This window comes from Chamaesiphon sp. OTE_8_metabat_110 (assembly GCF_031382685.1).
Classification (GTDB): Bacteria; Cyanobacteriota; Cyanobacteriia; order Cyanobacteriales; family Chamaesiphonaceae; genus Chamaesiphon.
The window spans coordinates 1-13117 of the sequence record NZ_JANMZA010000361.1; the positions used below are offsets into that span (position 1 = coordinate 1).

10 protein-coding genes are annotated in these 13117 nt (G+C 43.8%); 4 read left to right on the plus strand and 6 right to left on the minus strand.

Annotation, left to right across the window (positions count from 1 at the left end):
• Positions 1-206: 206 nt before the first annotated feature.
• The 4 genes from RMO52_RS13135 to RMO52_RS13150 all read right to left on the minus strand — a co-directional run bounded on the left by RMO52_RS13135 (position 207) and on the right by RMO52_RS13150 (position 3516).
• Complete coding sequence (locus tag RMO52_RS13135; protein WP_309740428.1) at positions 207-716, minus strand: GrpB family protein; 510 nt, start codon at positions 714-716, stop codon at positions 207-209.
• Positions 717-742: 26 nt separating this feature from the next.
• The gene (locus tag RMO52_RS13140) at positions 743-2131 is read right to left on the minus strand and encodes a 3' terminal RNA ribose 2'-O-methyltransferase Hen1 (RefSeq protein ID WP_310414866.1); all 1389 of its coding nucleotides are present in this window, start codon (positions 2129-2131) and stop codon (positions 743-745) included.
• A 131-nt stretch (positions 2132-2262) separates the two neighbouring features.
• Positions 2263-2634 carry a DUF3110 domain-containing protein gene (locus tag RMO52_RS13145; RefSeq protein ID WP_310414869.1) on the minus strand — a complete coding sequence of 124 codons (372 nt, stop codon included), beginning with the start codon at positions 2632-2634 and terminating at the stop codon, positions 2263-2265.
• Between the two features lie 174 nt (positions 2635-2808).
• Complete coding sequence (locus tag RMO52_RS13150; protein WP_310414872.1) at positions 2809-3516, minus strand: M15 family metallopeptidase; 708 nt, start codon at positions 3514-3516, stop codon at positions 2809-2811.
• Between the two features lie 308 nt (positions 3517-3824).
• On the opposite strand from RMO52_RS13150, the gene RMO52_RS13155 reads away from it, so the two are divergent.
• Positions 3825-4349 carry a YqhA family protein gene (locus tag RMO52_RS13155; RefSeq protein WP_309740433.1) on the plus strand — a complete coding sequence of 175 codons (525 nt, stop codon included), beginning with the start codon at positions 3825-3827 and terminating at the stop codon, positions 4347-4349.
• A gap of 71 nt (positions 4350-4420) precedes the next feature.
• Here RMO52_RS13155 and yidD read toward each other — a convergent pair whose 3' ends face one another.
• A complete protein-coding gene (yidD, locus tag RMO52_RS13160) occupies positions 4421-4645 on the minus strand; it encodes a membrane protein insertion efficiency factor YidD (RefSeq protein WP_309740435.1) in 225 nt (74 codons plus the stop codon).
• A 49-nt stretch (positions 4646-4694) separates the two neighbouring features.
• Between yidD and RMO52_RS13165 the strand changes: the two genes are divergently transcribed.
• From RMO52_RS13165 to RMO52_RS13175, 3 genes are all read left to right on the plus strand, one after another.
• Positions 4695-5393 carry an SEC59/DGK1/VTE5 family protein gene (locus RMO52_RS13165; protein WP_309740442.1) on the plus strand — a complete coding sequence of 233 codons (699 nt, stop codon included), beginning with the start codon at positions 4695-4697 and terminating at the stop codon, positions 5391-5393.
• Positions 5394-5621: 228 nt separating this feature from the next.
• Positions 5622-10634: a DarT ssDNA thymidine ADP-ribosyltransferase family protein gene (locus tag RMO52_RS13170; protein WP_310414874.1), complete on the plus strand. Its 5013-nt coding sequence runs from the start codon at positions 5622-5624 to the stop codon at positions 10632-10634.
• Between the two features lie 93 nt (positions 10635-10727).
• Positions 10728-11441, plus strand: a complete 714-nt coding sequence (locus RMO52_RS13175) for a DUF6977 family protein (protein ID WP_309740438.1) — start codon at positions 10728-10730, stop codon at positions 11439-11441.
• A gap of 158 nt (positions 11442-11599) precedes the next feature.
• Here the strand turns inward: RMO52_RS13175 and RMO52_RS13180 are convergent.
• Positions 11600-13117, minus strand: a 1518-nt coding sequence (locus RMO52_RS13180; protein WP_310414878.1) for a DUF2201 family putative metallopeptidase, incomplete at its 5' end; no start/stop codon positions are given.

Consider the following 13117-nt stretch of genomic DNA (forward strand, 5'->3'; position numbering starts at 1 on the left):
TCGTTCATACATCTCCCTCCGCTGCTTGCTTCCGGTGGTGGCAAATAGCGGTGGGGAGATGCAATCTCTCATTCGCCTGCTTTCATCCCACCGCCAAGGCGGGTACACCTATGGCGGGGGAATTCCCGCAGTCCTAGTTAAATTGCCCCCTACTTCAAATGGCAGTACAGTCCCAAATACCCCAAATATAGATCGAGCTATGGACATCACCAATCCGCTGCTTTTCGATCGATTTCTTTGATGAATCCAGCTTTGCCATTCATATAACTCTCGATGTCATCTGGATATTTTTGAGCGAGTTGCTGCTTGATTTGGCTGTATTCTCGTGCTGTTTCAGGATGAGATCTCATGTAATCTCGAAACGCTAAATGTCGATCGATCTGGGGCGAACCAGTCTCGAAAGTATGAACGTGATGCGTTCTACTTCCTCGTTCATTATCTTTTCGGAAAAACCGCCGCCCAGCAATTCCAAATTCACCCATAGCAACATATCCTAATGCTGCGATCTCGGTGTTTCGATCGTCAACTTTTTCGATGTCTTTGACTGCAACTAAGATATCGATAATCGGTTTGGCATAAATAGTGGGAATTGAAGTACTACCGATATGATGAATCGCGATCGAATTATCGCCAAAAGCGACGGCTAGTTGTGTAGACTCAGTTTCAAATATATCGCGCCAATTGCGATCGGGTGGCACTACTTCAACTTTTCTCATGATGACTTACTCTAGGCGAACGACGTCTAGTTAGCGATCGTAAATATTGCCATCTGCGTTGGTGCGCCAACTTCAGGATCGATATTACCGATCGATCCAAACTCCACACTATATTTAGATCGATCGGAAATCCCCTGCGCCCAAGTTTGAAATTTGGCTCGCGTCCATTCAAAGCGATGATCGGGATGGCGTAATTTACCTATGGGGAGGTTTTCAAACTTGACATTATATTCGACATTTGGAGTGGTGACGATCGCCATTTTTGGTTTGGCAAATTCAAATAATACCCGCTCGAAAGCTTTGAGTCGATCGAGTTCCATGTGTTCGATGACTTCGATGACTGTCGCTGCATCGTAACCAGCAATTCTGGCATCGCGATAATTAAGCGATCCTTGAATTAATTGCAGTCTGCCTTTTTGGTGTGTCGGTAATTTTTCGAGTACTCGCTCTTGGGCAATTTCTAGCGATCGATAAGTGACATCCATCCCCAAAATTTCTAGAAAAGTTGGCTCTTTTAATAATAGTTTGAGCAGTTTTCCTTCGCCGCAACCCAAATCGACAATCTTTTGGACGCCGTTGGCTTTCAATGTAGACACGACGGTTTCCAGCCGCTGCTGATTGAGACTAATGGGCTTTTCGATGATATCTTCTGAAGTTTCGCGATCTGATGTTTCTGCGATTACTTCCTCAGCGGCAATTTGTGCAAGTGCATCGCGAGTCAATCCGCGCTGACGTTTGAGGTAGCGGCTGGTAATTTCTTCCTTCAGTGGATGGGTACTCAGCCACCCTTCCCCATGACGGAGCAACTTTTCGATCTCGTCTTCATTGACGTAATAATGCTTGTCATCATCCAACACTGGAATCATCACATGGAGATGACTGAGCAAATCGCTAAGCCTAATCGAGTGGCTCAGCTCCACATCAAAATAAGCACTATTACCCCAATCAGGAAAGGCGTCATCGAGTGCTAAGCGACGCACATTTACTTGATAACCTAACGGCTCGAATAAGCCCCGTAAAAAGCCTTCTCGCCCCCGACTGGGCAACACGGGAATCTTAGCAACCAGCGGAATCGGGGTATCGGCTAAATCCTGCCTTTGCTCGCACCTACCCGTCATCGCCGTGCGGAATACTTGAGAAATCGCGACACTCAAGAAAGATGATGCCGCATAAGGTCGATCGCTGACGTATGCTGCTAGTGTCTGTCTGTTTGCGCCAGCCTTACCTCTGGCTAAATCTACCGGATTGATGTCTAGTACCAACGCCGCCGTACATCTGGTATCGCTAGCTTCTGGGTAAAATACTCGCGCGGTACCAAAGGCAAGATCGAACGCCTGACATTTATCGGGATGCTTAAATAGCAAATATCCCAGATCTGTAGCGGGTTGGTGCGTAGTAGAAATCGTTAACAGCATCGGAGCAAAATTTTTTTAGCTAATCTCCTTACACTGTAATCTCTCAACCCTCACCTCGACGAAGATCTCACAGTCCGATCGCCAGTTTGGATATCTTCACGATATAAAGTCCATACAGGTGCTAACTAAAATTACAACAACTTTTCTAAGCGTTTCCGCATGGCTTCGAGATCGATGCGCTCGTCATCATCTGACTGAGTGCGCTTGCTTGTTTCCGGTTGCCAATCTGTTTCGTCCATATTTAGTGCGGGTGGCGTCACCAACATTTCTGGCGTCACGATGATAAAGTCGTAATCAGAATCTTCGCAAAATTCTTTGATTTCCTCCGGATCGATGCCTTCAACTGTCGGTTTAGGAAAATCTTCAGCTTCTAATTGATCGGCATAACGCACGGCGTCATCCTCTTGTTCAAACATTAAAATCACATTGCGATCGCCAACCTGAGTTGAATAAATCCCCTCATTATCAGTTCGCGCGTTAAATAATAAGACAAAAACACTCATGGAATTTGCGGTTTGTTGTTTGTTCTCGATCTAGTGACTAACAACTAGACCACCCTTCCATAATAAGCTGGAATGGCGTACTGGGGATCTCTTTGATTATTTAACCATGCCCAGAGCCGATCTCCGATCGAGAAATGCCGCCGATCGCATGTAGCAGATATTTGACGCAAATGGCTAGAGGACTCTACCATAGCGAGCTATTAGCGGGTGTCGAGGATCGCGTTGGTGTTGCAACCATGCCCAAAGTTGATCGCCGATCGAGAAATGCCACCATTCACTAGGATGTCTAATTAAACCAACATCCGTCATTACCCGATCGAGTAGTTGCCGATGGTGGTGATATTGTTGCTCTACGGGATCTGGAGACTTCTCAAAATATCCTGGTAACGATCGATCCGACATCTCATCGATCGGCGAACCCATATCGACTAAATTACCACGCTCATCGACTAAAGTAATATCGATCGCCGCTCCCGTACTGTGGGGTGGTGGCGTAGCCAGATCGAAGCTGGGAATCGCCCAGATTTTGTAGACATCCGCCCAGATTTGCTCCGTTTGAATGTCTAAAAGTTGGGTGGGATCTAGTTGTCGATCGCGAACTGTCTGCCCAAAAGTATAATTGACCATATATTCTTGCACCTCTACCGGACGATAGGCATCAAAGATTTGGATGCGCCAATTTGGGTGTAGTTGTTGCAATTTTGCTTGTGCGGTAATTACTCGATCGAGTACTCCTTGACGCAGAAAATACGGAGATTTGCCATTATAATCCGCTCCACATTTGATATATGGATGCGGTGTCTCGATCGCAAATAATTCTAGCGGAATTGCAACTAATGGTTCGTGACATTCTTGAATGGGAACTTGGCGGTAAGGCTTCATAATTAGGCTTTAGGCTTTAGGTTTTAGGTTTTCAGTGTTTTCGGCTATCGATCTGCTCAGATTTCGCATCATGTTAGAAAATGCCGATGCCGAACCTGCTTCCCGTGGTTCCATACTAGTCAAATAACCGATCGACGATTGAGATTCTTCTAGAGTAGCTAACCAATGCAGAAATAGATAGTTACCCCATCTGGTAGAGCATGATATCTAGTGCTAACTGTTACACTTAGGCGGAAGCAGTCGCCAAGAAGTTGCTAATTTCTTCCAGATCGCGATCGGTAGACTACTTATCATCTCAAAACCAAACCATGACTCCGAAAGAGAAATTAGAACACATTGTCGAAACCTCATTGTGGACGGTGAGATTTTTGGCAATCGTCCCAGTCATTTTCGGCATCGTTAGCGTTTTCTCTTTATTTATCTTAGGTAGTCTGGAAATCGTGACGGTGTTAGGAGAATATAAAAATATTTTTATCGGTAACAAGCTCTCCAGCGATGCTGTCAATAAAATTATGAGTGGAGTCATCGGTGGGATCGATCTTTATCTGATCGGTATTGTCCTGATGATTTTTAGTTTTGGGGTGTACGAATTATTTATCTCAAAGATTGATGTGGCGCGAGAGTCTGACGAGTTAAATATCTTAGAAGTGCGCTCCCTCGACCAGCTCAAAGATAAAATTCTTAAAGTTATTGTCGTAGTCCTCGTTGTGAGTTTTTTCAAGCGGGTGATGGCGATTGAGGTTAGCTCGGCGACAGACTTACTGTATTTAGCGGTTGCAATTCTATTGATATCAGCTAGTGGTTATTTACTGCGATCGAGCCACGAAAGTTAGTTAAATTAATTGAGAATTGAGAATTGAGAATTGATAATTGGGTCGAAAATTAGCTCATAAGTAGTTTGAAGTTATTTCTCTAAAACCTCTGGAACCGGATCGTAGCCGCCGGGATGGAAGGGATGACAGCGACAGATCCGCAGGGTGGCGAGATAACTACCGCGTAGTGCGCCGAAACGATCGATCGCCTCAAGGGCATATTGCGAACAAGTCGGGGTAAATCGACAACTCGGCGGAAATAGGGGCGAAATAAATCGGCGATAGATGCGAATCGATCCGATAAGGCTATTTTTCATGACATCATATCTTTAGTGCGATTTCTTGCCAATATTGGTGCCAATGCGAATGCTTTTGACTGATTCTAATCTCTGGCTGAGGATTGCCACAGTGCCAGTATACGTTGGCTCGATCGTGCTGATCTCCGAACTGCTACATCGCTACACGGATACCACTCCCGAGCAAGTTCGCAAAGTGGTGCATATTGGTACGGGTAACGTCATTATAATTGCGTGGTTGCTCGATTTACCTGCCTGGGTCGGGATGAGCGCTGGAGTGTTGGCGGGGATAGTAACCCTGATTTCCTATCGCTTACCGATTTTACCAGGGGTAAATAGTGTCGGGCGCAAAAGTCTGGGGACATTTTTTTATGCGGTGAGCATTGGTGTTTTGACCGCTATATTTTGGAATCTCCATTTACCTTACTATGGGGTAATCGGAATTTTAATTATGGCTTGGGGCGACGGATTGGCAGCGATTATTGGGCAGAGATTTGGCAAGCATCCATATACGGTTTTTGGTAATACTAAAAGCTGGGAAGGGACGTTGACAATGCTCGTCGTCAGTTATGCGATCGTGTCGATCGTCCTGCTCACTGTCAATGGCAATATTTGGCAAACTTGGGTAGTGGGAATTCCAGTTGCTATCGTTGCCACTGGCATAGAATCGATCGCGCAATGGGGATTGGATAATCTGACGGTACCGCTCAGTAGCGCGGGTTTAGCCTTTTTAGTCGATCGATTCTTGGGTGGCTTATCACATCTATAAAATTCATTTGCACTTCCAATCGTTCCCGTCGCTGGAGCGAATTACATATTGATAACAGATGAGTATAATTGCGTCCTGTGGGATAGATTTCAGAAGGAGACATAGAGAAGCAAGACAGGTATCATGTATACACAGTTAGAGCTGAAGATCGAGTAAAATATTTGCGTTGAGACTGATAGCCTATCTGCGCTACAATCCTGTATCCCGTAAATTCCTCATCAAGCACTCATGTCCCAAAGATCTAGTCAAGCAGCCATTGCTCAGTTTTGGTACATGCTCGAACAGCTCACCCTGTTTGATTTGAAAGGAGCTACAAAAAATGAGAAATTCACAGCTCAAATTCTGGAGACCGAAGAGGATCGAAATTTACCTTGGCTAAATCCAGAGGTTTTACTTGAACGGTTTAATTTATTAGACGCTAATAACGGAAAACCGCTGCGGTATGAATACCAAGTTTTTCTGGGCATCTTTTCATCAAAGTCAGTAATAGAGTTTATTAAATCCTTGCCCAAGCTGGCACAGAGCGGATTTGAGGATGTCGTTGCTGAAACATATAGTTGCTATGTCTCATTCAAAATCGATACAGATGGATTAATCATTGATGACTCATTAACATGCTTGGCTGCACCTTGGGCGCTCATGCGGATTGGGGCAATATTGACAAGTCAACAGCAGTTAAATATCGATACATGGACTGCGGACTTCAAAAAATATGTAGCTTGCTTAGAGACAGAATTTTCCAGCAGGGTAAAAGCAAATAAAGAGACTAATCGTAAGGTTAGAGTACAAGATATTCAAGGACTGTTGAATCTAGTTTCCCAAGATATCTGGAAACCCAAAGAGCTTAATATTCTGGGATATTATGTCGTCCAACGTGTCGATCGCAAAAAGGATGACACGGTAGCTAATATTATCAATAGCTTTTATTTAGATGACCTAGCATCGGCTGCTACTGCAATAACCGCAGGAACTGCAAGTCCAGCATTACAACAATTCCTGACCCCAACTATTTCTAATCGCCTAAATGTTGAGGAAACGCCTTTTCTTCGACATTGGCTATCACCAAGGCATCTACCATTGGGTCGATGGGCTTCCAATCCAAAATACAATCTCTCGCTAATGCAACAATTAGCGGTTAATCTAGCGATCGAAAAGTTAAAGGATGATGGGGGATTGTTTTCAGTAAATGGCCCACCAGGAACTGGGAAGACAACGTTGTTGCGAGATTTGATTGCCGATCTTATCGTGCAACGGGCAGAGAAAATGACAAATTACCTCGATCCAGCAGCAGCTTTTAGCAAGGTGGAGGGTTTTTATCGTCTTCATCCTTCGCTGACGGGTTTTGAAATTGTTGTTTCATCTTCCAATAATGCAGCAGTGGAAAACGTCAGTGTTGAGCTGCCCGCATTCGATGCCATCGACGAGCGATATCAAGAGCGAGCGACATATTTTAGAGCTGTCTCTGAAAGTGTCAAAGCTGCTGCACAAAAGCAGTCTGAAGAGCCAGAAATCAATCGGTCTGCCCCTACGACAACGGCACAGATGCCGATTCTCAAGAAGAGTGTAGATTCATTGGCGGATACTCCCCCGTCTACTTGGGGCTTAATTGCTGCCACGCTGGGGAAAAAAGACAATTGCAATAAATTCTGCATTGGCTTTTGGGATAAAGCTGGCTCCATCAATGCTCTATTGAGAGAGGAACCCGCTCGGTCTGACTGGGCTGCTGCACGCCAGGACTTTTATCAGTGCAAGCAAACAGTACTGCATCTCATCGAGCAGCGGGAGAAATGGTACGAGCAAATTAAAACTCAAGATCTGGTTTCTCAACAATATCGAGCGATAGAAACCAGTTTGGATATTGCACGAGCAAAGGAGTCGGAAGCAAAGGGGATATTCAAGCAAGCTTTGAAATTGCAACTTGAAGCTGCTGAATCTCTCAAGGAGCGAGAGGATTATTTAAAGCAACTAAAATCAACACAACCTTCCATCGCTACCCGCTTATTCGACAATGTTAGCTACCAACAGCATCACCAAAAAATTGTCAGTGTGCAACAACAGATGCAGATGTTAGCTTCTCAACTAACTAAACGGACATCGGCTGCTGAAGAGGTAAAACTCATTTTTCAGCGGCGAGAACGAGAAGTTCAGATACTCAATCGAGAAAAACAACAGTTAGCGCGAGTAATGCCGGACTGGTTGAACTTATCCTTGGCTAAAGCTAATCTAGGAGAAGCTTTTGGGGATGATGAGTGGTGGAATCAATTGAATGAGAAACGACAGCGTTCGGCACCTTGGGTAGACGAACAACTCAATCAAGCTCGTACCGAGTTATTTCTAGCTGCATTAAATGTTCACGAGCAATTCATTCGACAGGCTGCTATACCTATTAAGCAGAATTTGAAACGATGGGTGGGTTTGGTAAAGGGAGATCGAGAAGGTCTCAGCGACGAGCAAATCCTCTACCTTTGGCAAACACTTTTTCTCGTCGTACCCGTCGTATCTACTACCCTAGCCTCGGTACAACGATTGTTTGACAGGTTGCCTCCAGCAGCTTTTGGATGGTTGTTAATCGATGAGGCTGGACAAGGAATCCCTCAAGCCGTTGTAGGTGCCTTACAGCGATCGAAGAGAGCAATTATCGTTGGCGATCCATCCCAGATCGAACCAGTCTTCACTTTAGACAAAGCTTTGGTAAAAGAACTCCAAAACTATTTTGGGGTTGAGGATTGCTGGAGTCCGACAGAGGCTTCAATTCAAACTATATCCGATCGAGCCAATTCATTCGGTACCGATGTCAAAGTCGAGGGTGAGTCAAAATGGATTGGTTGTCCATTATGGGTACATCGTCGTTGTATCGAGCCAATGGCAACGATTTCTAATCAAATCGCCTATGAGGGCAAGATGGTGATTGCGACTATTTCACCCAAGGAGGATAAGCAATTTCCGCTAGGGGATAGTCGTTGGATCGATATTAAAAGTAAGTGCCAAGATCTACAATGGGTGCCCGCACAAGGAGATGAAGTGGTAAATCTGCTAACTCACCTAGTTGCGGCGGAACAAGCTATACCAAATCTGTATATCATTTCGCCATTTAAGGTTGTTGCTCTAAAGCTGAAGTATTTACTCCAAGCTAAAAAATCGCAATGGGCAAAGGGACTTACCGATCCTGATGTTAAGAGCTGGATCGATAAGTCCATCGGAACGGTGCATACTTTTCAAGGGAAAGAAGCCGATGCCGTTATTTTGGTATTAGGGTGTGATGAGTCAAGTGCAGGTGCCTTAAATTGGGCATCAAGTAAGCCTAATATTTTGAATGTTGCAGCGACTCGTGCCAAGTATCGTTTATACATAGTGGGCGATCGACAATTATGGTCGAAACTAAAATATTTTGATGAGGCTAGCGATCGATTACCTCATGAAGTCAAATCATCTGAGGCCAATGAGTCACAAACGCCTCGTCCAATTGTCAAACAGAAAGAGGGTATTCCGAGCATTGAGAGTCCTGTTTTAATTTCTAGCAGCAACATTCAAACAGAAAAAAATATGGAAAATTCATTAGACATTTCTGGGTTCTGGACTGAGGATGATTACTTTGAAGAAGGTAAATCTAAATACAACCTGGGAGATTATGAGGCGACAATCAATAGTTTCGATCGGTTAATCGAGCTAAATCCTCAAGAGGCTAGTTATTATAATTGGAGAGCTATTTCTAAAGATAATTTAGGAGATTCTCAGGGTGCAATCGTTGATTATTCAAAGGCAATTGAACTAAATTCTCAGGAGGCTATTTACTTTGGTAATCGAGGTGATTCAAAATATCGAACAGAAGATTACATAGGTGCAATTCATGATTTTGATAAAGCGATAGAGCTAAACCCTCAAAACGATTTTTATTGCAATTATCGAGGCTTGTCTAAATCCTATCTAAAGGATTATGAAGGCGAGATTGCTGATTATACAAAAGCGATAGCTCTAAATCCTCAAAATGCTGATTATTATAATAATCGCGGCCTTACTAAATATTCGATAGGAGATTGTCATGGAGCTATCGCTGACTATACAAAAGCGATAACTCTAAATCCCGAAAATGCTGATTATTATGATAATCGGAGTAATGCTAAGTACGATTTACTTGATTGTTATGGTGCTATCTCTGATTGCACGAATGCAATCAAACTAGATTCTCAGTGCAAACATTATTATAATAATAGGGGTGTATTCAAACATACATTGGGTGATTATCAAGGTGCAATTTATGATTATGAACAATCGATAAAAATAGATTCTCAATATCCTAATCCTTTCTTTTGGCGAGGATTCACCAAACAAAACCAAAATGACTTTACGAATGCAATTATTGACTATGATAAGGCAATAGAGTTAAATCCCCAATATGCAAATGCCTATAGTATGCGATGCTTTGCCAAATATAAGTTAAAAGATTATCACGGTGCAATCACTGACTTTGTTCAAGCGATTGCATACAAGCCAGATAGTTCTGTGATGGAGAATATTCAAGAATTAGAGAGAGTAATTAGCGAAGCTAAAAGCAAATTGATTTCTAGTCAGCTTCCATCATTCTCAGATCGTCAAATTAAAATTCAGAATATTTCCCAAGAAAGGGGGATAGAGAACTTAATTCACTTCACACATATTGAAAATCTAAATAGCATTTTGAGTGATGGATTAATACCGAGAACAACCCTAGAGCGAGATCGAAAATCATTCTCTTCCAATGATGATTTAAGATTAGATGGTTATCAAAGCTCGATTTCCTTGAGCGTTAGCTTCCCAAATTATGGAATGTTCTACAAGTATAGAAGTCGTAGCAACGAGAAAACTGTTGATTGGGTAGTTCTAGAATTAGATCCATCTATACTCTGGAAACTGGAGAGTGCATTTTGCTATAAAAATGCTGCATCTGGTGAGATGACAAAGATATCTGTCAATGAGAGAAAACAGCCGGAATACCTCCACAAGATGTTTGATGATAATGGTCAAAATCGTCAGGATCTAAATCTGTATGACAATAATCCTACCGATCCACAGGCAGAAGTTTTGTGTTTCGGCTCGATTAGTCCTGAATATATTAAGGGAGTACACTTTTACAGCGAATTAGATAAAGACCGATGGATTTTGAAAAATGGTGAACACGCCAAATCATTTAATGATAAGTTTTATTTTGGAGATTACTACTTTACTCCCAGAGCAGACTACTCATTCTGGACAAAAAAATCCTAGCCGATAAGTATTCACTGAATCAGTCTCCATAACATAAATCCTCGATCGAGAAGAAGTTACTAGCCCAGCTTTAATAAATAGCGTAGATGACAGATGGCTCAAAGACCAATTTATATACCTCAGCCAAATATTTATCCTTACTATCAGGAAGTCTCGATTAATTTTGAGTGGCATCCTGGTTTATCTAGGAGTCAAGCTCAAAAATCGATTCTGTCATTACATGAATCAGCCACAGAAAAAGGATTGAGTCCTCTGCTTGAAATTTCTTCTAAATCTTTACAGGATATAGGCATAAAATTGAGTGCCTTCAATTTGAGATTTGAGAAGGAAGGAAACTTTATCTCTGTTGAGTCTGCCTATCAGGGAAGCAAGGTTTTTGAAAATGATGGGCCATTTCACGACCTTTATAATGCTTCTAGTCAAGATGCAAAGACAGATGAGCGATTGCGTAATTCTGGATCGTTTAAAGGCTACTGCTTTTTTGGAGATGATTTTCCAGACAAACCAATCACTGCTTTTTATGATTGGCTTTATTTGGTAGCACTAATTGAAAATCCTATCGTGTCTGAACAATTGAAAAATTATGCTGGATTTTCAGACATAGCCTTCAATCCTAAAAAATCTATAAATTGTCAAGCTAGATCTGCGGCAATTTTTGTAGCTCTTGCAGATACGATCGATACTAATTTGATTCTAGATCGAGATTATTGGCTAGATTTAGTTTTAAACAGGTTTGGGAATCCAAGTGAAATCGATCGACATAAAGAATTACCATTGAGACAGATGGAACTCAATCTAGAAGTGTAAATAGAGCAATGGCTGGATTTTAGGGCGGTCTAATTGACTTTTTTTCATACGATTAAAACTTATTGCGATCTGGATAGCTTTGCTCGTTATCCCTTAACATTCAAGATGATATCTACAGACTTATAAATTAAATGCAGGACAAGCATCAAGCATCGTCCCTACGCATCGAAATGAAAGATCGGTGCGCGGGTATCGAATGGCAATCGTCTACCTTCAGGCAACAAGAACGCATGAGCGCGGCGCAGACTCAGATAGTCGCACTCACCATCAGTGATAACTAAGATCGGCGCATCCTTGGGGAAATCCTCAGCCGCCTCTAATCGGGCGATCGCGGGCATCAAAATCGTACCGCCTCTACCTTTGACCTCGACTGTCTCTAACAAGCGTTCTGGCTCCACGTAGCCCATATCGTGAATCCCCGCATCGCACTGGATGACGCGAACTTGGAGGACTTCGCGACTGAGCGCATAACTCGCGATCGCGCCCAAACCGCGTGCTAACGTGCCACTATCCATCGAGCCAGAGGTATCCAAAACCACCCCAAATGTCCGCGCTGCCATCAGTTCTAACGGTTTGATATACACCGCGCGGGGAATATCGGGTGTGGAAGATTGACGGCGGCTGGCGCGGGCAAAACTCCGCCGTGCGGCAATCGGCGGCAGGTAATTATCCAGCCAGTGTCCGAGCTTGACATCCCACGGAATCGGCGGCTGCAAAATTGACTTAATTTCTTCTACCAGATCCCCAGGCAGAAAACCGCGCTTCGTCTGTGCCATGTGCAAATCTAAGCCATCAGCCAGAGCGCGCCGATAAAAAGTGTCCAAATCGCAGCCCACACCCGTCCACCACGATGGGGGACGTTCTGAGAGCATGTCACTTTTACCGACACCGCGCAGGGTGCGTTCCTTTTTCAGCCGTCGCATCAGCCGTAGATCCTTGACGATCCGATCGTACAATGCCTCGGCGGATTCATGCGCGAAGCCCAATTCCAGATCGAGCATTAGTGAGGGTGTGGGAATTTCACCAATCCCCATTTCTACCAGCCAAGCATTAATTACATAGTCACAGGCAATATTCCACAAAAAGCGATCGCGTCCCTGTTGCCGTTCCTCATGACGTAACCCCACATGCAGCAACTCGTGTGCCATGACAAACTGAAGCTGAGGATAAGTCCAGGGAAATTTGGGATTGATATAGATCCGCTGAATTTCGGTATTTACCGCTGCTAATGAGATATCCATCTGCTGACATAATTCCGCATCCTCCACGATCTCAAATGCCGCTGCTAATGATGCCAATAGGGGATAGTTGGCTACAAACCACCTCCGAGCGCGTTCCGCCAAGGAATTGGCATTGCGCGTCGTCCGCCGCGATCCTTCGCCCGCAGTTTCTACCGCTTTAATTACTGCATTCCGAATCCCATTGGCAAAATCATCGCTGTGTCGTTGCCGAAATGCAGCGGTAAATGGGTGGACATCGGGACTGACAATCCAACTCGGCTCGCGCCCAGCAGTTCCAGGATAACCGTATTTAGCGCGTGCCGCCCCGAAATCACGGGCAAAAATCGCGGCAATATCCTCAATATTTTGCGCTGGTAAAGGTAGCTCGATCGTCGGATGAATCGATTGCCCGATCGAGATTTGCTGGAGCCAATCCACCGCCACCAGTTCACAAGC

Coding starts and splice junctions, on each gene's coding strand:
- RMO52_RS13165 (WP_309740442.1), top strand. CDS start 4,695: ATGCTTTTGACTGATTCTAATCTCTGGCTGAGGATTGCCACAGTGCCA.
- RMO52_RS13170 (WP_310414874.1), top strand. CDS start 5,622: ATGTCCCAAAGATCTAGTCAAGCAGCCATTGCTCAGTTTTGGTACATG.
- RMO52_RS13175 (WP_309740438.1), top strand. CDS start 10,728: ATGGCTCAAAGACCAATTTATATACCTCAGCCAAATATTTATCCTTAC.
- RMO52_RS13155 (WP_309740433.1), top strand. CDS start 3,825: ATGACTCCGAAAGAGAAATTAGAACACATTGTCGAAACCTCATTGTGG.
- RMO52_RS13140 (WP_310414866.1), bottom strand. CDS start 2,131: ATGCTGTTAACGATTTCTACTACGCACCAACCCGCTACAGATCTGGGA.
- RMO52_RS13150 (WP_310414872.1), bottom strand. CDS start 3,516: ATGAAGCCTTACCGCCAAGTTCCCATTCAAGAATGTCACGAACCATTA.
- yidD (WP_309740435.1), bottom strand. CDS start 4,645: ATGAAAAATAGCCTTATCGGATCGATTCGCATCTATCGCCGATTTATT.
- RMO52_RS13145 (WP_310414869.1), bottom strand. CDS start 2,634: ATGAGTGTTTTTGTCTTATTATTTAACGCGCGAACTGATAATGAGGGG.
- RMO52_RS13135 (WP_309740428.1), bottom strand. CDS start 716: ATGAGAAAAGTTGAAGTAGTGCCACCCGATCGCAATTGGCGCGATATA.